We start from the raw sequence: 21,836 nt of genomic DNA on the forward strand, positions 1-21,836 counted from the left end.
CTAGGCTGGCTTCATACGTATGGCCCCGGAGGAGGACGCACACAGGCGCGTCGGCGCCGACCGCGCCGCCTTCGCCGACCGGGGCCGGACCTGCGCGCGCTCGCTGCCTGCCGGAGCGAAGTGAGGAGCCCACCATGAGCCGTCTGCTGTCCGACAGCGGAGTCGAACTCCCGGTACTGGCCGCACCAATGGCCGGTGGCGCCGGCACGACCGGACTCGTCACGGCCGCAGGCCGTGCGGGCAGCCTCGGGTTTCTCGCGGGCGGGTACAAGACCGCGGACGCGCTGGCCGACCAGATCCGAACCCTCCAGGCGGCAGACCTCCCCTTCGGGGTCAACCTGTTCGCGGGCGATCCGGTGACCATCTCGGTGGAGGAGTACCGACGTTACGCGGGCCTGTTGCAGGCCGAGGCGGACCGCTACGGACTGAAGCTCAACCACGAAGCACCGGTGGAGGACGACGACGGCCTGGCGGAGAAACTCGACCTGGTAACGGCAGCGGACGTGCCGTGGGTGTCGTTCACCTTCGGCATCCCTGACAGCGCGGCCGTCCAGGCGCTGCGCAGGTCGGGGACCACCGTGCTGCAGACCGTCACGTCGGCCGAGGAGGCACGCCTGGCGGAGGAGGCGGGCGTCGACGGCCTGATCGTGCAGGCGTCCTCCGCCGGCGGCCATTCGGGCACACTCACCCCGCACCTCCCGCTGAGCCCGGCCGCACTGCCCGACCTGGTCTCCAGCGTGCGGCACACCACCGCGCTGCCACTCATCGCGGCCGGCGGCATCGCCACCTCCGCCGACGCGGCGGCGGCACTGCGCGCGGGGGCCGACGCCACGATGATCGGCACCCTGCTGCTGCGCACCGACGAGAGCGGAGCGTCCGCCGTCCACAAGCAGGCGCTGGTGGACCCGGCCTTCGACAGCACCACCCTGACGCGCGCCTTCACCGGCCGCCCCGCCCGCGCGCTGCGCAACCACTTCGCGGACCGCTACGATCCCGTGGCTCCCGCGGGGTATCCGGCCGTACACCACCTGACTGCCGAGCTGCGCAAGGCGGCCGCCTCGGCGGGCGACGCGCGGCTGGTCCATCTCTGGGCCGGCACGGGGTACCGCCAGGCGAAGGAGGAACCGGTCGCCCGGACGTTGCAGCGGATCAGCGCGGATCTCTGAGGCCCGGCAGGTGCGCGGGGCGCACACACATGTGGGTGGCGCGCCGCGATCCGCGGCGCGCCACCCACATGTGTGTGCGATGTCAGTTGCCGGCGCTCTGGCCACCGTCGACGTGCAGGGTCACACCGGTGACGAACGGCGCCTTCTCGAGGTAGAGAACGGCGTCGACGACGTCGCTCATCTCGCCCATGCGGCCGACCGGGTGGAGGGTACCCAGGGCCTCGTGGGTCTCCTCGGGGTGCATCGGCGTCTTGATGACACCCGGTGCGACCGCGTTGCTGCGGATGCCGCGGGTGGCGTACTCGATGGCGAGGCTCTTGGTCGCGGCCTGCAGGCCGCCCTTCGTCAGCGAGGCCAGCACGGAGGGCAGGTCCGAACTCGCCTTCTCGACAAGGCTGGTGGTGATCTGGACGATGTGTCCACCGCCCTGCTCCAGCATGCGCTCGACCGCGAGCTGGGTGATGCGGAAGAACCCGGACAGGTTCACGCCCGTCACCGCGTCGTAGTCCTCCCGCGTGTACTCGTGGAAGGGCTTGGCCACGAAGATGCCGGCGTTGTTGATCAGGGTGTCGATACGACCGAAGTTCTCGATCGCGGCGCTCGCCACGCGCTCGGCGGTGGCGGGGTCGGCGATGTCGCCCTGGACGGTGATGACGTCGGGGTCGTCCGAGGGGGCGATGGTGCGAGAGGTGGCGACGACCGCGTAGCCCAGCTTGCGGTAGCCGTCGACCACGGCAGCGCCGATGCCCTGGGACGCGCCGGTGACGATGGCGACCTTCTTCGCGGGGGTGCTCATGATGTTCTCTCCAAGTGGCATTCGAGTTCGTCCTTCACGCCTGCTGAGGTCCAAAGTAGATGACCGGTCGACAATATTCCAGCAGTGGCGTATCGAGTGGTCGGCTTCACACACCTGAGCTCCGTCGTGGCCTGACAAGCGGGAGGGCGGCAGCGCACGACACGCTTGCCGCCCTCCCGCCCCGTCGGCCTCAGGCCGCGGTGTCGAGCACGACGCGGAAGCGGGCCTCGCCGGAGAGCATGCGGGCGTACGCCTCCGGGGCCCGGGTGAAGGGCATGACCTCCACGCTGGGACGAATGCCCTGGGCGATGCTGAAGGCGAGGTTGTCCTCGTTCTCGATGGACGAACCGGTCAGGCTGCCGACGATCGCGCGCGTGCCGAAGATCAGGTCCGGGGTGGCGACCGTCAAGGGGTCGGGCGCGGCACCGACCACCACGAGCCTGCCGTTCGGAGCGAGGCCGCGGACCAGCGGGTTCATGGAGGAACCGCTGGAAGCGGTGGCGACGATGATGGCCGCCCCGCCCAGGGCGCTCAGCGCGGCGCCGGGGTCGGTGCTGCTGCTGTCGATGTACTCGTGGGCGCCCAGCTTCCGCGCGTACTCCTCCTTCTCCGTGCCCCGCGCCACGGCCGCGACGCGGTAACCGAGGCTGCGCGCGTACTGGAGGGCCAGGTGGCCCAGGCCGCCGATGCCCTGCACGGCGACCAGTGCGCCGGCCCGGGTCGGGCCCTGCTGGAGCGCCTTGAAGGTCGTCAGGCCGGCGCACAGCAGCGGAGCGGCGTCGATCGCCGAGATGCCGTCAGGGACTCGGACCAGGCCGCTGGCGCGAGCGTAGGCCACCTCCGCGTATCCGCCGTCGGTCGAGGTTCCCGTGTGTGCCTGGTCGGTGCAGTTGACGAAGTCGCCGCGACGGCACGGCTCGCACTGGCCGCAGTGGCCGTTCAGGAAACCGACGCCGACCCGGTCGCCGGGCTGCCAGGCGGTGACGCCCGCTCCGACCGCGTCGATGACACCGACGATCTCGTGGCCCGGAACGATGGGCTGGGACGGGTCCGCGCGCAGTCCCTCCACGGCCAGCACGTCGGTGTGGCAGACACCGCATGCCTCGACGCGCAGGCGCACCTGCCCCGGTGCCGGCTCGGTCAGCTCGCGCTCCACCAGGCGCAGGTTGCGCGTGCCGGTGGCTTCGAATGCCTGATAAGTGGACATGGCTGCTCCAGGAGTGGTTTCAAAATGACCGGTCGTCTCAAAAAGGCTATCCCACCCCGCGCTCAAGCACGGCATGCCCGCTCGCGACAGAGTTCCAGAGGGTTCGTTGCGGCCGTTGTGGCGGCTGGGACCCTGTGACGGCGGAGTGACGGCGCGGCGGCCCGACGGCCGACGGGTGCGTGCGGTATCGGGTGGGGTGTCTATGATATGTCCGGTCGTCTCATGTCCGAGGCGCTCGCGGTCGTACCGGCCGCACGTGGGTGAGGGTGTGTGACCGCTCGCCAGTGCGCCGACACACGTGGGGAAGGCGGGAGAGATGGGACGAGCGTCCAAGCGCGAGGAGATCGCGCAGGCGGCCCTCCAGCAGTTCCACGAGAACGGGTTCAACGCCACCGGCGTGAACGACATCACCACCGCCGCGGGAGTCCCCAAGGGCTCGTTCTACAACCACTTCTCCAGCAAGGAAGACAGCGCTCTGGAGGCGCTGAGCCGGTATGCCGCCACCCTGCGCTTCGAGATGCTCAGCACACCGGGCGTGCCCCCGCTGGAGCGGCTTCGGGCCCACTTCGAGTTCCTGAGCAGGGACACCGTGGACAACGGGTTCGTCCGCGGCTGTCTGGTCGGCAACTTCGGCGCCGAGGTGGCCGACCACAGCCCGGAGATCCGGGCCGCGGTCAAGGGCGGCTTCGACGCGTGGGCGGAGCGGATCCGGCAGGTCCTCGGCGAGGCCCGGGACAACGGTGACGTGGATGCCGCTCTCGATGTGCCGGCCACCGCGTTGTTCATTCTCAGTGCCTGGGAAGGGACGCTGATCACGGCACGGGCCGACAAGTCGACGGCGCCCGTGGACGCGTTCTTCCGCACCGTCTTCGACGTGATCCTGCGCTAGACCGGCTCGGTCCGGTGGTTCCGGGGCCGATCGCTGTTTGACATAAGACGACCGGTCATCTAAATTAGGCGACCGGTCGTCTAGTACGGACGACGGAAGCTTTCCTCTGAAACGGAGCCCCCCGTGTCCACCACCCCCGTCAAGCTCGCGATCATCCACTACTCCTCCACCGGCACGATCACGGAGATCGCCAAGGAGCTGCACGACGCAGCCGTGAAGGCGGGCGCAGAGGTCCGCCTGCTGCGGGTCGCCGAGCTCGCTCCGCAGGCCGCGATCGACTCCAACCCGGCGTGGGCCGCTCACCAGGCCACCATCGCGGACATTCCCGAGGCCACCGTCTCGGATGTCGAGTGGGCCGACGCGGTGCTGTTCGGCACGCCGACCCGGTTCGGCAACGTCTCCGCGCAGCTGAAGCAGTTCATCGACACCCTCGGCGGCGTGTGGGCCGAGGGCAAGCTCGTGGACAAGGTCTTCAGCGGCTTCGTGTCCTCCGCGACGGCGCACGCCGGCCAGGAGGGGACCCTGCTCTCCCTGTACACCTCCATCCACCACTTCGGTGGCATCACCGTCACCCCCGGCTTCACCGACCCGCAGAAGTTCGTGGACGGCAACCCCTACGGCACCTCACACGTCGACGCCCAGGGCACCGCCCCGGTGGACGACACCACGCGTGCCGCCGCGCGTATCCAGGCCGAGCGCGTCGTCCGGGTCGCCGGAATCATCAAGGCCGCCGCCTGACGGACGGTCTGCCCCGGCCGGCGCCTGCCGGGCACCGGCGCGCCGCGGCGGCTCGCCCTCCGGCGAGGACGAGCTGATCATTGGCGTCGGGGTCGCGGACCCGGCCCCGACGCATCGCAGACGACGTCCGGGAGCGGCGGCGCAGCCGCCTCCCAGGCCCTCGTCGAGAGGAGATGAGGTCATGAAGGAGTTCCTGGTCGAGCTCACCACCACCGTGCCCGAGGGCACCGACCCGGCCGAGGTCGACCGGATCCGGGCCGCCGAGCGGGTGCGAGCCGCCGAACTCGCCGCTCAGGGCCACCTGTTCCGGCTGTGGCGGCCGGTCGGAGAGCTGCGCAGCATCGGGGTCTGGTGCGCGGACGACGAGGCGGAACTGCGTGAGAAGGTCCTCGGGACCCTGCCCCTGTGGCGCTGGATGACCGCGGTGATCACCCCGCTGCAGTCGCACCCCAATGATCCGGGCCGCGCGAACTGAGCCGCGGCGCGATGGCCGAGTGGAGGAACAGTTGATGGACAGCACCGAAACACAGCGGACCGCCCTGCGGGACGTCATGGACCGGTGGAAGGCCGCGGTCGACGCCCATGAACCGCAGCAGGTGGCAGCGGTGTTCACCGAGGACGCCATCTTCCAGGGGCTGCGCCCCTACAGCGTCGGGCGCCCCGGGGTCGCGGAGTACTACGACTCCCAGCCGCTCGGACTGGTGGCGGACTACGAGGTGCTCGAGGTCCGGGCGCTCGGCGAGGAGGCCCTGCTCGGATACCTGAGCGTCGACTTCTCCTTCTCCGACCGGCCCACCATTCCGGTCACCCTGACGGTGGTGCTCCGGCGGCTGGACGGTGAGTGGTACATCGCCCACTACCAGGTCTCCCGGCGCGACTGACGCGCCTGCCCGTACGAGGAAACTGAACGGCTGATCCGGTGTGCTCCCTGTGGCACACCGGTTCCGTTCTTTGGCATGTGCTGTCTGCTGATGTGGTTCATGGGCCTGCTGCCCGCCATCTCCCGCACCAGCGCGATCTTCGTCCACGACCTCCTGGCCTGGGCCATCACCTTCGTCCTGATCGGACACATGCGCAGGGCCTTCGAGGACCCCGAGGCACGGCTGGGGATGCGTACCGGATACGTAAGCCGGTCGTGGGCCGACCGGCAGCACTCGCGGTGGCTGCGTGAGGAACAAGCCGGCGACGGCGGCCGACCCGACCGCGGTACCTCGCGAACGGCCCGGCAGAACCGGGACGCATGACGTCGAGAGGCATGTTCGGTCACGTACCACCGACCTCCCGCACCAACATCAGCGTGCGTCCGTGGCGGTGACCGGCGAAGCTTGATGCCGTTCCCCCCTCATGCACACGTATTTCCGACTGCTCAAAGGTGTGTTCCATGGCCACCGTGTCAAACCCGTCGTCCGATTCCCCGTCCTCACAGCCGGCCGGCGACGCCGGCACGCGTCGGCAGGCGCTGAGCGTGGCCGCCGCGTGTCTCGCCATCTTCTGCGCATACGTGCCGCTGACGGCGGTGTCGGTGGCCTTGCCGTCCATCCAGGCCGACCTCGGTGTCACCACGAGCGAACTGACCTGGGTGCTGGACGCCTTCGTCCTCGCCATGGCCGCCTTCATCCTGCTGTCCGGGACGCTGGGAGAGCGCTACGGGCACAAGAAGGTGCTGCTCGCGGGACTGTCGTTGATCTGCCTCGGGGCGGTGCTGGGCCTGAGCTCGGGTGCGTCGGTGGAGCTGCTGTGGACGGCTCAGACGGTCCTCGGACTCGCCGCCGCCTCGCTGCTCGCCTCCTCGCTCGCCGTGGTCTCGCACGCCGTGCCCGACCCGCGGCGACGCGCACACGCCATCGCCGCCTGGGCCTCGTCGCTGGCACTGGGCCTGGTGGTGGGGCCCTGGCTGAGCACCCTGGTGATCGACGCCGCGGACGCCCACTGGGTGTGGCTCTACTTCACCGTGGTGCCCTTCGCGCTCCTGGGCATCGCCCTGGCGAGCCTCGGAGTCGCGGAGACGCAGCGCCACGCCGCCCGTGCCCTGGACGCCCCGGGGCAGATCACGGCCGTTCTGGCGATCGCCCTGCTGGTGTTCGCGGTGATCGAGGGCCCGAACAGCGGCTGGGGCTCGACACGTGTGGTGACCGCGTTCGTGCTGTCCGCCCTCGCGCTCGCGGGGTTCGTCCTGCGGGAGAGCCGCACCTCCTCGCCCATGCTGGATCTACGGCTGTTCCACAGCCGCCAGTTCACCGCCACCACCGTGGTCGCGATGCTGGTGATGTTCGGCCTGGTCGGCACGTTGTTTTTGCTGAGCCTCTTCTTCGGCGGCGTGCAGCACCGGACGGTGGGTGCCGTCGCCCTGCGGTTCCTGGTCGTCACCGGCCCCATCGTCGTCACCGGTCCACTGGCGGCGCGCATCGCCCACCGCTCGCATCCGCGGGTACCGCTGATCATGGGCCTGGTGCTGGGGGGCGCCGGCATGCTGAGCTTGATCGGCCTGTCCACCGGCAGTGGCCTCGGCGAGCTGTGGTGGCGTCTCGCCGCGATCGGGGCGGGTTTCGGCCTCGTGCTGGCCTCCATGACCGCGATCGCCGTGGGCTCGGTGCCCGCCCCGCTCATGGGCGTGGCCGGCGCCGCGATCAACACCCTCCGGCAGACCGGGGGCGCGCTCGGCCCGGCCGTTCTGGGCGCCGTGGTCACTGGACGGGTCGCCGCCACACTGCCGCACGAGTTCGCCGCGCGGCGGGTGCCGCCGGAGACCGCGGTGCAGGCGCACACCCTGCTCAGCCGGGGCGGGCTGCGGGCGCTCGGCGAACTCCCGCCCGGACCTCAGAGCCGTGCCGTGCTCACCGCGGCGGGCCATGCCTTCACCAGCGGTATCCATGTCGCCGTGGCGCTGAGCGGCGGGGCACTCCTGGCCGCCGCCCTCCTCGCGCTCGTCGTCCTGCGGCCCACCCGGCGCACCGCCTCCACGAAGGTGGCGACCAACCTTCCGGCGCAGGGCGGCGAGGCCCGGACCCACACCGCGGACCGGGACACGGAACGACCGCTGTCCACGTGACGACCGGGGCCGGTCCGCGGAGAACCCGGCTCTGCGGCACGGGCGTAAGGCGTCCGTCCGCAGCAGTCAGGTCGCACCGCCTCCCCGGCCCCGTGCGTCCCGTCCTCCTCAGCTCGTAGTCGAAGTAGCCGAAGTAGCCGAAGCATGAGGAAAGGCCCACATCAGCCTCGGCACGTCTCCAGCAGCCGCAGCCAGACCTCGCTGATGGTGGGGAACGCCGGGACGGCATGCCACAGCCTGCTCACCGGCACCTCGCTGACGACGGCGACGGTGGCCGAGTACAGCAGCTCTCCGACACCGGGGCCGACGAAGGTGACGCCGACCACGGTGTCCCGCTCCTCGTCGAGCAGCATGCGGGCCGTACCGCGGTAGCCCTCGGCGTACTGGCGCGCACCCGCGACGCGACCGATGTCGTAGTCGACGACCTTGATCCGCCGCCCGGAGCGCTCGATGTCGCGCGTGGTCAGGCCGACCGACGCCACCTCGGGATGGGTGAACACGACCTGCGGTACGGCCTCGGCGTCAGCGGTCGCCACATGTGCCCCCCACTTGCCGTCGTCGACCTGCTCGCCGTTGGCGCGGGCCCCGATGACGGCGCCCGCCATCCGTGCCTGGTACTTGCCCTGATGGGTCATCAAAGCGCGGTGGTTGACATCGCCCACGGCGTAGAGCCAACCGTCGGGAACGGAGGTGACCCGGCAGGTGTCGTCCACGGGCAGCCACTCGCCGGGCGTGAGCCCGATGGTCTCCAGCCCGAGGTCCTGCGTCTTCGGCGTGCGTCCGATGGCGAACAGGATCTCGTCGGAGACGATCTCGTCCCCGTCCGACACCTGTGTGCGTACCTTGTCGGCCGCGTCCCGCTCCACCGAGAGCACCGAGGTCCCGATGCGTACGTCGACGCCCAGTTCGCGCAGGCCCTCGGCGACGAGTTCACCGGCGAACGGTTCCATCCTGGGCAGCAGACCGGCCTCGCTGCGCACCAGCAGCGTCACCTGGGAACCCAGTGCCTGCCACGCCGTGGCCATCTCCACGGCCACCACACCGCCGCCGACCACCGTGAGACGGCCGGGGACGCGGTCGGCGCTCGTCGCCTCGCGGCTGGTCCAGGGCCGTACCGAGTCGAGGCCCGGCAGATCGGGCAACGCGGCGCCGGTGCCGGTGGCCACGACGACCACCTGCCGGGCCGTGAGCTGCACGGTGTCGCCGTCCGAGGTGCGCACCTCCACCTGCCGGGGCCCGGTGAACCGCCCATGACCGCGAATCAGGTCCACCGAGACGGAGTCCAGCCAATCGACCTGGTCGTCGTCCTTCCAGTGCTCGGCCATCGTGTCCCGGTGCGCCAGGACCGCGGGGACGTCGAGCGGGCCCTGCACGGCCTGCCTCAGCCCGGGCACCCGAAGGGCGTCGGCGCGCGCGATCACCGGTCGCAGCAGCGCCTTGCTCGGCTCGCAGGCCCAGAACGAGCACTCGCCGCCCAGCAGTTCATGCTCCAGGATCACGGTGCTCAGCCCGGCGGAGCGGGTGCGCTCGGCCACGTTCTCACCGGCCGGCCCGGCTCCGATGACAATCACGTCGTACGTGCGAGAGGCGTCGTCCATCGCTGCTCCTGTGAGCCGGTCGCCTCGTCGGATCACCGGTGTGCACGGACGCTCCTGTACCCGACAGCGGCCGCGGGGCCCACGGTCGCCGTCACCCCCGTACACCGATGGCGAGAGGCGGCAATTGGTGAATGGTGGCCACCTTAAGCCCTTGGTGCAGAGCGCGCAGAGTAAGTGCTTTCGGCCGCGGCCTCACACCTGACGGGCCCTCGCGGGGACCGGTCAGGCGTGAGCGGGGACCTGGGGCTCTGGTACGCCCAGCAGCGCGCGGCAGCTCGTCCAGAGCGTGCTGAGCTGACTGGGGTCGTTGTGCAGTTTGGCGAAGAGCACCTGGCCCTCGGCCTGGGCGACCATCGACCGGGCGACGGCGCGGGCGTCGGCCACGGTCACCTCGCCGCTCTCCTGGGCCTCGGCGACGACTGCGGTGACCAGGTCCACCTGGGCCTCGAAGATCCCCTGCAGACGCTCGCGCACGGCGTCGGCCTGGACGCTCATCTCCAGGGAGAGGTTTCCGAACATGCAGCCCACGACCGAGCCGCAGCTGTCCTGACCGGCCCGCTGCTGCGTCTCCATGGACTCGAACAGCCGCTGCAACCGCTGCACGGGCCCGACGTCGCCTTCCAGCGCGCACTCCCACTCGCGCCGCTCGGCCGCCCAGTGCTCGTCGATCACGGCGAGCGCCAGCGTCTCCTTGGACTCGAAGAAGTAGTAGAAGCTGCCCTTGGGCACACCGGCCGACTTGCAGATCTCGGCGACGCCCAGAGCCGAGTAACCGCGCTGTTCGATCAGTGAGTGAGCAGCGGTAAGGATCTTGTTCTTGGCATCACTCGTCCGTCCCATATCACAAGTATACGACCGATCGACTACTTTGCGGGTGAATGAATCTGTGATGTTCCGGCCCCGGGCCGGTAGGAGGCTGAGGTTCGCAGCAGGGAGGAAACCGGTCGTGGCATCCGGCGGGCCGGTTTGCGCAGGCTGGCCCCATGGCAGGCAGGCGAAACAACAACTCGACGCTGCCCGGCACCGGCCGGGAACGGCTCACGGTGTCCGCCGACGGCGCGTCCTCGGCAGGCAGGGACGCGCGGTGGTCGCCCTGGATCCACGTACTGCAGGCCGCGGCGGCACTGGCGACGGGAATGGGGGTCGGCCGCTTCGTCTACACCCCCGTCTTCCCGCTCATGCACGCCCAGGCCGGCCTGTCCGCCGGATCCGGAGCCAACCTGGCGACCGCCAACTACGTCGGCTATCTGATCGGAGCCCTGGCCGGCACCGTCGTCCCCCGGCTGGTGCGCTCCCGAGCCGTACTGCGCAGCTGCCTGTCGGCCCTGGTGGCGACCCTGGCCGGCATGCCCCTGACCCACGACGCCACCGCCTGGCTGCTGCTGCGCCTCGCCGCGGGCGCCTTCAGCGCGCTGATCTTCGTGATCGCCGCCGGCTCCCTGCTCAGCCACTTGCGTGAGCACCCGGCCCACCTGCCCGGCTGGGCCTTCGGCGGAGTCGGGGCGGGCATCGCGCTGTCCGGCGTCCTCGTCCTCGGCCTGCGTACGGTCGGCAACTGGCAGGCCGCCTGGTGGGCCTCGGCGGTGCTGGCCACCGCACTCACCCTCGGGGCCTGGGGCCTGCGTCCCGAACCCGCCCCCCGGCCGGCCCCACGACCGTCCCCCTCAGCCGCTGCCACCACCGGCGGAGGGCCGCGGACCCACCGCTGGTTCAGTGCCCTGTTCGCTTCCTACACGCTGGAAGGGGTCGGATACATCATCGCGGGCACCTTCCTCGTCGCGGCCATCGACCAGACGTCGCCCGGCTGGATCGGCAGCGGCGCCTGGGTGCTGGTCGGGCTCGCGGCGATTCCGTCCTCCGCTCTCTGGGCGGGGCTGGGGCGCCGCTGGTCCCGGCCGGATCTGCTCCTTGCCGCCCTCGCCGTCCAGGCCGTCGGCATCGCCCTGCCCGCACTGCTCGGGGGAGTGGCGGCCGCGCTCCTCTCCGCGGTGCTGTTCGGCGCCACCTTCATCGGCGTGAGCACCCTGGCCCTGAGCACGGGGACACACCTGCGGTTCCCGCGCGCCGTGGCCCTGCTGACCGCCGGGTACTCGGTCGGTCAGATCCTCGGTCCGCTCGTCGCGACGCCGTTGCTGCACCACGGCTACCACCGTGCTCTGCTCCTGGCCGCCGCCCTGGTCGCGACCGCCGCCGTGGCCGCCTTCGCACTGCGGATCAAGTTCCCGCACACCATGCCGACGGCGTACGCGGCCTCGGAGCCGGGCAGCGGACCCACGCGGTGATCTGCCGGACCGCGCCTCTGCCGACGCGGCCCCGGGGAGCGCACCGACCGCGGTGAACCTCCGAGAACCCGTGGTGACCGGACGTGGCGGCGGCGGGCCCAGGTGGGCCCCTGTTTGCCGTGCGCCCCGCCGCGGCCACACCTAGCCTGTTCAGGCGTCGCGGCCTGCCGACCGGGTCGGCGGGGTTTGTCGTCCCCGGGCCACGGCGGTCGCTGTCCGGTCCGATCGTGAACACGTGGAGCAGACGGAGGACGAGCATGCCGCACCCTGTTGACCCCTATGACGCGCTTCCGGCTGTGCCGGCGTTCACACTGCGCAGCGACGACATCGCTGACGGGAAGACCCTGGACGTGGCGCAGACCAGCGCGATCTTCGGCGGCCCCGGCCAGGACCGCTCACCGCACCTCGCGTGGCACGGGCATCCGGAGGGGACGAGGAGCTTCGCGGTCACATGTTTCGACCCGGACGCGCTCACGGTCAGTGGTTTCTGGCACTGGGCGGTCCACGACATCCCCCCGTCGGTGACCGGACTCGCCGCCGGAGCGGGCGACCCCGGCGCGGCGCTGCTGCCCGCCGGGGCGAGAACGCTGACCAACGACGCCGGTCGGCCGGGCTTCCTCGGCGCCGCACCACCGCCGGGGGAGGAGCCCCACCGGTACATGTTCGTCGTCCACGCCCTCGACATCCCGACCCTCGACGACGTGACACCGACCGCGAGCCCCGCCTGGCTCGGCTTCCGGCTCGTGGCCCACGGGCTGGCACGGGCGAGGCTCACACCCGTCTACGGGATACCTGCCGCAGCCGGGTGATCCCCGCGTGACCACCCGGGGCGGGCCCGGCCGCGCGCCGGCTCCCGCCGCGCGGCGACAGGACACGTGTCAGGTGTGTCAGCCGAAGTCGGGGTCACCCGTACGCGTGCGCTTGATCTCGTAGAAGTTCGGCGTGGAGGCCACGGCCAGTACGCCGTCCCAGAGCCGGGCCGCGTCCTCGCCCTTGGGGGCGGGGTTCACCACAGGGCCGAAGAAGGCGACCGGATCGCCGCTCGGGTCGGCGCTCGGCACGGAGATGATCGGGCTGCCGACATCCTGGCCGACCAGGGTGATCCCGCGGGAGTGCGAGGCCCGCAGCTCCTGGTCGTAGCGGTCGGTGTCGCCCGCGGCGGCCAGGTCGACGGGCAGTCCCACGTCCCGCAGTGCCGCTTCCAGCGTGGCCCGGTTCTTGGGCTGCTGATGCAGGTGGTAGCGCGTGCCCATGGCCGTGTACAGCGGTTCGAGCACCTCGGGCCCGTGGGCGAGGCGGGCGGCGGTCAGGACGCGCACCGGCGCCCATGCCTCGCCCATCAGCACGCGGATGCGCTCGGGCAGCTCGTCCAGCCGGTTCTCGTTGAGCACGGACAGGCTCATGACGTGCCAGGACACCTTCAAGGGACGGTGCCGGGCGACGTCCAGAATCCAGCGGGACGTCAGCCAGGTCCACGGACAGACGGGGTCGAACCAGAAATCCACGGGGGTCGGGGACCCGGGGGAGGCGGATACGGCCATGGGAACTCCTCTTGCCATTGCTGCGGGTGTGGTCGTGGGCCGGAAAAGGTCAGTCGTCGGTGCGGAAGTCGGTGTTGGCCGACAGCTCGGACCAGGCGGCGAGATCGTCGGCGAGTTGCCGCTGCCCCTCCGCCACCAGGCGCAGGGCGTCGGCGCCGAGCACGAGATGAAGGGGCGGCTTCTCGCTGTCGAGGACCCGCAGCACGGCCTGGGCCGCGCGCGCCGGATCCCCCGTCTGGTTCCCGTCCCTCGCCTGCCGGGCGGCGCGGACCGGGCCGAAGACCTCGTCGTAGTCCGGCACGGTGCGCGGGGCGCGGACCATGGAACGGCCCGCCCAGTCCGTCCGGAAGGAACCGAGTGCCAGCGAGGTCACGTGGATGCCGAACCCCGCGACCTCCTGTGCCAGCGAACCGGCGATGCCCTCGATGGCGAACTTGCTCGCCCCGTAGAAGGCCACCCCGGGCAGTGCCGTCAGCCCCGCCATGGAGGACACGGTGAAGATGTGGCCGCGGCGGCGGCGCCGCATGTGGGGGAGGACCGCCTTGATGACGGCGACGCTGCCGAAGACGTTGACGTCGAACTGCCGCCGCGCCTCCGCCATGCCGGTCTCCTCGACGGTGCCCTCCAGCCCGTATCCGGCGTTGCTGATCAGTACGTCGATCGCGCCGACGGTGCGTTCTATGTCTTCGACCACCGCCGTCACGGCGCGGTCGTCGGTCACGTCCAGCAGCCGTGCGACGGCTCGTCCGGGGGCCAGCGCCTCGAAGGCGTCGGCCTGCTCGGGGCCGCGGACGGTGCCGACGACGAGGTGTCCGGCGTCCAGTGCGGCCTGGGCGAAGGCGCGGCCCAGGCCGCTGCTGACGCCGGTGATGAGAAATGTCCTGCTCATGAGAGCCTCCTGGCAGCCGCTGAATAGCTGACCGGTCGTCTACATTATCAGAACGGGGCACGGCAGCCCCGCCGGGTGCCCGGTGTACGTCACTCCGCCGCGGCGGCGGCCTCGCCGGTCACGCCTCCTGCGCCGCGGTCACGGCTTCGGTGCGGGGCCCGGTCTCCGCCGGCCGGAGCACCGCCACCCGCTCCGCGCGGCGGCCGCTGAGCAGCAGGCCGGTCAGCGCCACGAGAGCCAGGGCGACGACCGCGACGCCGTACTCCCTGGCGGTCTGCACCAGTCCGCCACCGTGCACGACCAGGACGCCGCCGATGACCGCGGGCACACCCAGGCCGAGGTAGCACACGACGTACAGCAGGGACAGCACGCCCGCGCGCTCGTGCGGTGCGACCAGCGGGATCACCATCCGGATGCCGCCCTGGAAGCCACTGCCGAAGCCGAAGCCGGAGATCGCGGCACCGAGGAAGAAGCCAGCCGCCGGCAGCGCACCGCCCGAACCGGAGCCTATGGACACCAGGCTGATCGTCACACCGGTGATCAGGGTGGCGATGCCGGTCAGCATCAGCTCGCGCGTTCCGGCCCGGTGCAGGAGGAGAATCGCCAGGCCCGCGAAGCCGGCCAGCACGAACAGCGGCAGCCCGCCCCACACCACGGAGTCGGAGTGCTCGAGGGTCCGCGAGATGGCCGGTCCCAGAGCGCCGTAGAGGCCGGTCAGCGACCACACCGCGAACAGCACCGGGGCGGCGATGGCCACCGGGGTGCGGGCGGCGGCGGGCAGCTTGATCTCCGGCGCCAGACTCGCCACGGCCCCCGGCTTGCGGCTGACCGTCTCCCGCAGGGCGAGCACGGCGAGCGCCTGCGCGACGAAGACGCCGAGCAGCAGGAAGTAGACCAGGTGGGTCGGTTCGGGCAGATACTGAACGATCAGGCCGGACAGCAGCGCGCCGGCCGCCGTGCCGACGGTGGGGGCGAAGGAGTTCAGGAAGCTTCCGCGCCGCGGGTGGACGTCCAGCATCGCGGCGCCCAGCGCGCCGACGGCCGCACCCGTGCTCAGGCCCTGGATGACGCGGGCTGCCAGCAGCTCGTGCACCCCGCCGGCGGTGATGAACACGCCCATCGCCGCGGCCTGGCCGAGCAGCGCCACCAGGAGGACCGGGCGGCGGCCCACGTGATCGGAGACCTTGCCGAAGATCAGGAGGGAGACGAGCACGGCGACGGCGTAGACGCCGAAGACGACCGTGACGGTGATCGGTGAGAAACCCCAGTGCTGCTGGTAGACGGCGTAGAGCGGAGTGGGCGCGCTCGACGCGGACAGCAGCGAGACAAGGATCGAGGCCAGCAGTCCGACGGAGGCGATCGGCCCCAGGAGGGGGCGCTTGGGGGCGGCGTGCGCGGCAGACCGTCTCGCCGGGCCGCGCGCCTGGGTTGTTGTGTCTGTGATGGGTGCGGAGCTCATGGGTCACTTTCTGAGCCGATAGGAGCCTTCTCCGACACTAGACAGGTCTGTCTAGTGTCGGCGCAACGCCGATCACGGAGCAGCTATTCCGGGTCCGTCGGCCGACACTCCGCACGACATGTGATCGACCGGTCCGGCACACCCGCCCGCGGACGGCTCCGGGCGGGTGTGTGGGCCTGTGTGTGACCAGCTCGGCAATCGACCCGAGGTTCCGGCTCGCCCGCCTGGACGGGGCTGCCCCGCTCGTGCCGTACACCAGCGGGGCAGCTCCTGCTGCGGCAGGCACCTGTCGACGGGCCGCTACTTCCGGGTGCCGGACGCATGCGTCGGGGCCGCCGCGGGCCTGTCGGCGGCTATGGCGGCGCGCAGTTGCTTGAGCGCGGCCACGAACAGTTCGGAGAAGGTGGGGAACGGCTGGATGGTGTCGCTCAGCACGCCGATCGGGACCCCGGCGCGGATCGCCAGGGTTGCCTGTTGCAGCCACTCACCGGCCTCGGGCGCCAGCGCGTGGGCGCCGGTGAGCCTCGCACCGTCGGAGACGAGAGCCAGGTGGCCGTTGAAGTCGGCGTAGTCGCGGGTGTACGTGGCGAGCTTCGCCACTCCGTTCACCGGGACGACGGCGGAGAACCGGTCCTCGGCGAGCCCGACGGACGCGGCCTGCGGGTCCGTGTACACCACGTGCGGGACGGCGTCGTAGTGCGCCTCGACCTCCTCGCCGGCCAGATGGGCCGCGAGGACGTCGCCCTGGTACTTCCCCACGTGGGTGAGCGGCGAGACACCGGTCACGTCGCCCACGGCCCAGACACCGTCGCCCGCCCGCAGGTGCTCGTCCACGTCGATGCCGCGTTCGGTCACGCTGACGTCGACGTTCTCCAGACCGATGCCCTGCACGTTGGGGCGGCGGCCGGTGGCGACGAGCAGCTTGTCCCCGCGCGCCCGGGTGCCGTCGTCGAGGTCGAGCACGTAGTCCTCGCCTTCCTTGCGGGCGGCGGTGGGCCGGGCGTTGAGGACGACCTCGATGCCGTCCCGGCGCAGGCACTCGCCGAGGCCCTCACCGAGCGCTCGGGGTTCGTGCGGGAGCACCCGGTCGGAACCGGAGACGAGGACGACCTCGGCACCGAAGCGGCGAATGGCCTGCGCCATCTCCACCCCCACGGGTCCGGCGCCGAGCACGACCAGCCGCCGCGGCACGGCTTTCAGCCCGGTCGCCTCCCGGTTGGTCCACACACCGTCCAGTTCGCGCAGACCGGGCACGGGCGGGATGTACGAGGACGATCCGGTGGCGACGACGATGTGCTCGGCGGTGTACGCGGCTCCCTCGACCTCGACCACCCCGGGTGCCTTGATGACCGCGGTGCCGCGGATCAGATGGATGCCGGCCCCCTTCAGCCAGGCTTCCTGCCCGGCGTCGGAGTAGTCCGAGACCATGAAGTCGCGCCAGGCGAGCGCCGCGGCGACATCCACCTCGGCGCGTGCCAGGGCGCCCCGGGCCGCGTGGACGGCCTCCCCGGGGCGCAGGAGCGTCTTGGACGGGACACAGGCGTAGTACGAGCACTCGCCGCCGGCCAGTGCCCGCTCGACGACGGCGACCCGGAAGCCGCGTTCGGCGATCTCTCCCGCGGTGTGTTCACCAGGGGAACCGGCGCCGATGACGATGACGTCGAAGTCGGTCTGGGTGTGCGCCATGTCGGTGCCTCCCTCAGTACGAGGTCGCGAGCCGGCGTCCCCGGCTTCCGATGACTGGTCGAGCCGGCGTCCCCGGCTTCCGATGACTGGTCGAGCCGATGTCGCGCCCGAGGAGTCCTTGCCCATGGTCCCCGGGCCGACGGGGCCTCGCACCCGTGTCGGCCACGGGGCAGATCCCCGGCCGTGGTCACCGGGGACCCGCGTCGGCCACGGGGCAGGCCCCCGGCCATGACCTCGCCGTGCGCCCCAGCGCCCTACCGCAGGGACCTGAACGCGGCCCGTACCTCCTGGGTCAGCAACTGCGGCTGCTCCCAGGCGGCGAAGTGGCCCCCCTTGTCGACCTCGTTCCAGTGGATGATGTTGCCGAAGGTCCGCTCGCCCCAGCTGAGCGGGGCGCGGTAGATCTCGGCGGGGAAGACCGTGACCGCGACCGGAAGGCTCGGGATGGCGACGGCGTCGAACGGCCCGCCACCGGCCTGGGCGCCCTCCCAGTACGACCGCGAGGACGAGGTCCCGGTGTTGGTCAGCCAGTACAGCGAGATGGCGTCGAGCATCTCGTCCCGGGTGAGGACCTTCTCGGGCTCACCGCCGCTGTCGGTCCACTCGGCGAACTTGTCGTAGTAGTAGGCGGCCATGGCGACCGGGGAGTCCGCCAGCGCGTAGCCGATCGTCTGCGGGCTCTGGTTCATCATCGCCGCGTAGCCGAAGCCGTCGCGGTAGAAGTGCAGCAACCGGTCGTAGGCGATCTTCTCGCGGGCCGAGAGGCCGGCGGGGGCCGGATCGAAGTTGCGGAGGTGGCGGAGCACGTCCTTCGGCACGGTTCCGGGCATGTTGACGTGGATGCCGAGCAGTCCCTTGGGCTGCTGCACCGCGAGCAGCTCGGAGATGATCGCGCCCCAGTCGCCGCCCTGGGACACGTACTCGGGATAGCCGAGTCTGAGCATGAGCGTGTGGAAGGCGCTCGCCATGTGCGCGGGGTTCCAGCCGACCGCCGTCGGCTTGCCGGAGAAGCCGTAGCCCGGCATGGTCGGCAGCACCAGATGGAAGGCGTCCTCGGCACGGCCACCGTGCGCCGTCGGGTTGGTGAGCGGGTCGATGACCTTCAGCAGCTCGATGATCGAGCCCGGCCAGCCGTGCGTCATCAGCAGCGGCAGGGCACCGGAGTGCGGGGAGCGGATGTGGGCGAACTGGATGTCCAGCCCGTCCACCTCGGTGATGAACTGCGGCAGCGCGTTGAGCCTCGCCTCGATCCTGCGCCAGCTGTAGCCGGTGCCCCAGTACTCGACGAGCGGGCGCAGCTTCGCCAGCTGGGCGCCCTGGGACCGGTCGCCGACGGTCTCCTCGTCCGGCCACCGCGTCGCCCGCAGCCGCCGCCGGAGGTCGGCCAGGTCGCGCTGCGGGACCTTGATGCGGAAGGGCCGGACACCGGCGCCTCCGTGAGCGGCGGTGCCCGTGGCCGTGGTGCCGCCGGTCGCGGCGCGCGCCTGGCCGGGCAGGCCGATCTGTGCGCCGGCGGCGACGCCTGCCGCGAGGCCCAGGAACCGGCGCCGGCCGGGACCGTGATCGGTGGTTTCGGTCGTGCTCATCCAAACTCCTTCTGATCGGGTCGGGTCTGCTGGGCACCGCGGACAAGGTGGGTCACGGGTCCGCCGAAGCCGTGTGCTGCGGGGCGCGCGGTGTCTCCCGCAGGCCGCGCTTGTTCCAGCCGTGGAAGGGGGAGAGGTCGCCCGCGTCCCACCTCTCGCGCAGCCCCGGGGTGGCGAGATCCCAGTCCGGGCGGACCTCGCTGCTGACCTGGCGCAGGTCCTGCCAGAGATCGGTCAGCGACGGCCGGCCCCAGAACCAGTAGCCGTTGTAGACGCGGTGAACGATGAGCCCGGGCTTGAGCACGAGGGTGTGCGGGATCATCGGGTCGTGCTCCGGGTCGGTGTACTCCTGGATGTCGAGATCGCGCTGGACGATCCGCCCGGGATCCGACAGGAAGGGCCAGAAGGCTCCCACCGAGGCGCGGAACTCCTGGAGGGTGTGGTGTTCGTCGGTGGCGATCGTCGCGATCTGCGTGTAGGCGACGGCGATCTTCGTCTGGAACGACGCGAGATCCTGGTGCTGCTGGTGCTCCTTCGGGCAGTAGTGGCCGCGGGCCAGGGTGAGGATCATCGGGTCCTCGCCCTGAAGCTCGCTGAGCCGCCTCAGGACGCCGGTGTGGTCGGGCAGCTCGTAGTCGGGAAACGTGGCACCGGGAACGATGTCGGAGCGCATGGCATGCCTTTCGCGGTCGGCGAGGAACGGAGCGGCAACACCTGCTGGGACGTGCCCGGCCGGTCGGCCGGGCGTGAAGGACCTGGACGGCACCCTCGGCCGGGTCACGGCAGGGCGAGCACGCCCGGGCCACGCTCGCGCGGTCACGTCGCACGAGTCGACGGGCGACCTGTCGCTACGGCGCCGCCGGCTCGCTGTCTCTCGCCATCGGTACGAAGTCGTGGTTTCTCGCGATCGGTACGAAGTCGTTCAACAGTCTGTGCTCCGCACCCGGCGCTCGCACCCGTGGGCCACCCCGGTCGGCACACGGGCGCACACATGTCGAGCGCGGGCTGCGCGCACCCGGGGTGCCCGGATGCGGCCCAGGGACGGCACGGAGGTATCCCGCCCCAGGCTGCCGCGAACATGATCCATCTCGCTGGACCCGGTGGCTTTGCGGGACAATCCTGCACAACTGCTGCAGAGCGCTCACTTGATCCGCACCACGCCGGTGGCAAGCCCTTCTGACCGGTGCTGATGCGAGGCCCGCCGCACACCTACACCGACGGCCGGCTCCGCACGCGGTGAGCACGGCGGACGGAGGAAGACGACATGACCGGACGGCTCCACGGCACGGTGGCACTGGTCACCGGCGCCAGCAGCGGCATCGGCGAGGCCACCGCCCGCAGCCTCAGCGAGCAGGGCGCGACGGTCGCCCTGCTCGCACGACGCCGCGAGAGGCTGACGAGCCTGGCGGAGAAGATCCGCGCCGCCGGCGGCACTGCCCTCGTCGTAGCGGCCGACATCACCGACCAGCCCCAGGCCGCGGCCGCCGTCGACCAGGTGGTGGCCGAACTCGGCCGCCTGGACACGCTGGTGAACAACGCCGGTTTCATGGGGCTCGGGCCGGTGCTGAACGCTCCGCTCCAGGAGTGGGAGCGCATGCTGGAGGTCAACGTCCAGGGCCTGCTGTACGTCACCCACGCCGCCCTGGCGCATCTGGTGCGGGCCGCGCAGGACTCCACGCGGCAGGTGGCGGACCTGGTCAACATCAGCTCCACCGCGGGGCGGGTCGCCCGGCGCGGAACGGCCGTCTACAACCTCACGAAGTTCGGGATCAACGGATTCGCCGAGGCGCTGCGGCAGGAGGTCCTGGCCAAACACGTGCGTGTGAGCGTGGTGGAGCCCGGCGCGGTCGACACCGAGCTGAGTTCGCACCTGCGGGACGGCGTACGGCAGTCGATCGAACGGCAGGTGCGGGGTCTGGAGCTGCTGCGGCCCGAGGACATCGCCGACGCGGTGACGTACATCGTCACACGGGACCGGCGGGTGGCCGTCAACGAGATCCTCGTACGTGCCGCTGACCAGACCTGGTAGCGGCGGTCGGCGCCGTCCGGCGGCCAGTGACACGTTGCAGCGGACGGATGACAGGTGCCACGGGCCGGGAGGACCAGGGTGTCTCACGGGGGCGATCGTGGTGCTTTTCCGTAAAGGTGGTCCGAGGAAGTGCTTCTGCGACATGGGCAGAGGCCGCCTACCCTGAACAGCGGGAGTGATCGAAGATGGCGAAGATCCTGTTCGTGATGACGGGGGCGTCGTACTGGGTTCTCAACGACGGCACCAGGTACGCGACGGGTTACTGGGCCGAGGAGTTCGCGGCCCCGTACAAGGCGTTCACCGAAGCCGGTCACGAGGTCGTGGTCGCCACGCCCAACGGCGTGACACCGACCGTCGACATGATGAGCCTTCGTCCCTCGATGGCCGGTGGCGAGCAGGTGGCTCTCGACCTGGAGGCCGTCATCCGCTCCGCGGAGGTGATGCGCAGGCCGCTCCAGCTGTCGGACGTCCGGCTGGAGGACTACGACGCGGTGTACCTGCCCGGCGGACACGGTCCGATGTCGGACCTGTGGCTGGACGCCGACGCGGGCCGCATCCTGACGGCGCAGCTCGCCTCCGGGAAGCCGCTGGCGATCGTGTGTCACGCGCCCGCCGCGATCCTGTCCACCAGGATCCACGGCGAGTCGCCCTTCAAGGGCTACCGGATCACCGCCTTCACCAACGAGGAGGAAGAGGCGGTCGGGCTGGCGTCGAAGGCGCCGTGGCTGCTGGAGACGGAGCTGAAGGAGAAGATCGGCGTCGAGTTCAGCGGGGGCGGGCTGTGGCAGCCGTACATGGTGGAGGACCGCAACCTGATCACCGGGCAGAACCCGGCGTCCGCCGCGGTCGTCGCGGAACGGCTGCTGAAGGTGCTGGTGTAGCCGCGGCCGCCCGGACGGAGCGACGACCGGCAGGTCTCCC

The 21,836-nt window shown here is 71.1% G+C and carries 20 protein-coding genes and 1 pseudogene; 11 read left to right on the top strand and 10 right to left on the bottom strand.

The annotated features are described in order from the left end of the window. The first annotated feature begins 134 nt into the window (after window positions 1-134). Entirely contained in the window at window positions 135-1,166 is a 1,032-nt protein-coding gene (locus DI272_RS38285; RefSeq protein WP_109499765.1) for a nitronate monooxygenase, read from the top strand. Window positions 1,167-1,248: 82 nt separating this feature from the next. On the opposite strand, the gene DI272_RS38290 is transcribed toward DI272_RS38285, so the two are convergent. Beyond that, window positions 1,249-1,962 carry an SDR family NAD(P)-dependent oxidoreductase gene (locus tag DI272_RS38290; protein WP_109499766.1) on the bottom strand — a complete coding sequence of 238 codons (714 nt, stop codon included), beginning with the start codon at window positions 1,960-1,962 and terminating at the stop codon, window positions 1,249-1,251. Between the two features lie 190 nt (window positions 1,963-2,152). Continuing rightward, window positions 2,153-3,169 carry an alcohol dehydrogenase catalytic domain-containing protein gene (locus DI272_RS38295; protein ID WP_109499767.1) on the bottom strand — a complete coding sequence of 339 codons (1,017 nt, stop codon included), beginning with the start codon at window positions 3,167-3,169 and terminating at the stop codon, window positions 2,153-2,155. 316 nt (window positions 3,170-3,485) lie between these two features. Here DI272_RS38295 and DI272_RS38300 point away from each other — a divergent pair, with 316 nt between their 5' ends. The 6 genes and pseudogenes from DI272_RS38300 (at window position 3,486) to DI272_RS38325 (ending at window position 7,845) form a co-directional block, all read left to right on the top strand. After that, window positions 3,486-4,058, top strand: a complete 573-nt coding sequence (locus DI272_RS38300; protein WP_109499768.1) for a TetR/AcrR family transcriptional regulator — start codon at window positions 3,486-3,488, stop codon at window positions 4,056-4,058. 123 nt (window positions 4,059-4,181) lie between these two features. Next, window positions 4,182-4,796, top strand: coding sequence for an NAD(P)H:quinone oxidoreductase (gene wrbA, locus DI272_RS38305; RefSeq protein ID WP_109499769.1), 615 nt, complete (start codon window positions 4,182-4,184; stop codon window positions 4,794-4,796). 181 nt (window positions 4,797-4,977) lie between these two features. Then, window positions 4,978-5,271: a muconolactone Delta-isomerase family protein gene (locus DI272_RS38310; RefSeq protein WP_109499770.1), complete on the top strand. Its 294-nt coding sequence runs from the start codon at window positions 4,978-4,980 to the stop codon at window positions 5,269-5,271. Window positions 5,272-5,305: 34 nt separating this feature from the next. Next, a complete protein-coding gene (locus tag DI272_RS38315; RefSeq protein WP_109499771.1) occupies window positions 5,306-5,677 on the top strand; it encodes an SgcJ/EcaC family oxidoreductase in 372 nt (123 codons plus the stop codon). A gap of 84 nt (window positions 5,678-5,761) precedes the next feature. After that, a pseudogene (locus tag DI272_RS38320) lies at window positions 5,762-6,040 on the top strand (formate dehydrogenase); the annotation flags it as partial. 137 nt (window positions 6,041-6,177) lie between these two features. Beyond that, window positions 6,178-7,845, top strand: a complete 1,668-nt coding sequence (locus tag DI272_RS38325) for an MFS transporter (RefSeq protein WP_109499772.1) — start codon at window positions 6,178-6,180, stop codon at window positions 7,843-7,845. A 161-nt stretch (window positions 7,846-8,006) separates the two neighbouring features. On the opposite strand, the gene DI272_RS38330 is transcribed toward DI272_RS38325, so the two are convergent. Together DI272_RS38330 and DI272_RS38335 are read right to left on the bottom strand one after the other, a co-directional pair. Further along, the gene (locus DI272_RS38330; protein ID WP_109499773.1) at window positions 8,007-9,443 is read right to left on the bottom strand and encodes an NAD(P)/FAD-dependent oxidoreductase; all 1,437 of its coding nucleotides are present in this window, start codon (window positions 9,441-9,443) and stop codon (window positions 8,007-8,009) included. A gap of 222 nt (window positions 9,444-9,665) precedes the next feature. Continuing rightward, a complete protein-coding gene (locus tag DI272_RS38335; RefSeq protein ID WP_109499774.1) occupies window positions 9,666-10,283 on the bottom strand; it encodes a TetR/AcrR family transcriptional regulator in 618 nt (205 codons plus the stop codon). A 296-nt stretch (window positions 10,284-10,579) separates the two neighbouring features. Between DI272_RS38335 and DI272_RS38340 the strand changes: the two genes are divergently transcribed. Together DI272_RS38340 and DI272_RS38345 are read left to right on the top strand one after the other, a co-directional pair. After that, a complete protein-coding gene (locus tag DI272_RS38340; protein ID WP_109501262.1) occupies window positions 10,580-11,725 on the top strand; it encodes a YbfB/YjiJ family MFS transporter in 1,146 nt (381 codons plus the stop codon). A 257-nt stretch (window positions 11,726-11,982) separates the two neighbouring features. Then, window positions 11,983-12,534, top strand: a complete 552-nt coding sequence (locus DI272_RS38345; RefSeq protein WP_109499775.1) for a YbhB/YbcL family Raf kinase inhibitor-like protein — start codon at window positions 11,983-11,985, stop codon at window positions 12,532-12,534. A gap of 78 nt (window positions 12,535-12,612) precedes the next feature. Here the strand turns inward: DI272_RS38345 and DI272_RS38350 are convergent, their stop codons facing one another. The 6 genes from DI272_RS38350 to DI272_RS38375 all read right to left on the bottom strand — a co-directional run bounded on the left by DI272_RS38350 (window position 12,613) and on the right by DI272_RS38375 (window position 19,559). Then, window positions 12,613-13,266 (bottom strand): DsbA family protein, encoded by a 654-nt coding sequence (locus DI272_RS38350; protein WP_109499776.1) that lies wholly within the window; start codon window positions 13,264-13,266, stop codon window positions 12,613-12,615. A 49-nt stretch (window positions 13,267-13,315) separates the two neighbouring features. Further along, window positions 13,316-14,155 carry an oxidoreductase gene (locus DI272_RS38355; RefSeq protein ID WP_109499777.1) on the bottom strand — a complete coding sequence of 280 codons (840 nt, stop codon included), beginning with the start codon at window positions 14,153-14,155 and terminating at the stop codon, window positions 13,316-13,318. 118 nt (window positions 14,156-14,273) lie between these two features. Then, window positions 14,274-15,614, bottom strand: a complete 1,341-nt coding sequence (locus DI272_RS38360; RefSeq protein ID WP_109499778.1) for an MFS transporter — start codon at window positions 15,612-15,614, stop codon at window positions 14,274-14,276. A 300-nt stretch (window positions 15,615-15,914) separates the two neighbouring features. Beyond that, window positions 15,915-17,300, bottom strand: coding sequence for an NAD(P)/FAD-dependent oxidoreductase (locus tag DI272_RS38365; RefSeq protein WP_109499779.1), 1,386 nt, complete (start codon window positions 17,298-17,300; stop codon window positions 15,915-15,917). A gap of 254 nt (window positions 17,301-17,554) precedes the next feature. Further along, entirely contained in the window at window positions 17,555-18,886 is a 1,332-nt protein-coding gene (locus tag DI272_RS38370) for an epoxide hydrolase family protein (RefSeq protein WP_109499780.1), read from the bottom strand. Window positions 18,887-18,938: 52 nt separating this feature from the next. Continuing rightward, window positions 18,939-19,559 carry a redoxin domain-containing protein gene (locus tag DI272_RS38375; protein WP_109499781.1) on the bottom strand — a complete coding sequence of 207 codons (621 nt, stop codon included), beginning with the start codon at window positions 19,557-19,559 and terminating at the stop codon, window positions 18,939-18,941. A gap of 591 nt (window positions 19,560-20,150) precedes the next feature. Here DI272_RS38375 and DI272_RS38380 point away from each other — a divergent pair. Together DI272_RS38380 and DI272_RS38385 are read left to right on the top strand one after the other, a co-directional pair. Continuing rightward, the gene (locus DI272_RS38380) at window positions 20,151-20,915 is read left to right on the top strand and encodes an SDR family NAD(P)-dependent oxidoreductase (RefSeq protein WP_109499782.1); all 765 of its coding nucleotides are present in this window, start codon (window positions 20,151-20,153) and stop codon (window positions 20,913-20,915) included. A 185-nt stretch (window positions 20,916-21,100) separates the two neighbouring features. Further along, window positions 21,101-21,796 carry a type 1 glutamine amidotransferase domain-containing protein gene (locus DI272_RS38385; RefSeq protein WP_109499783.1) on the top strand — a complete coding sequence of 232 codons (696 nt, stop codon included), beginning with the start codon at window positions 21,101-21,103 and terminating at the stop codon, window positions 21,794-21,796. Window positions 21,797-21,836: the final 40 nt, after the last annotated feature.

This window comes from Streptomyces sp. Act143 (assembly GCF_003143935.1).
GTDB lineage: Bacteria > Actinomycetota > Actinomycetes > Streptomycetales > Streptomycetaceae > Streptomyces.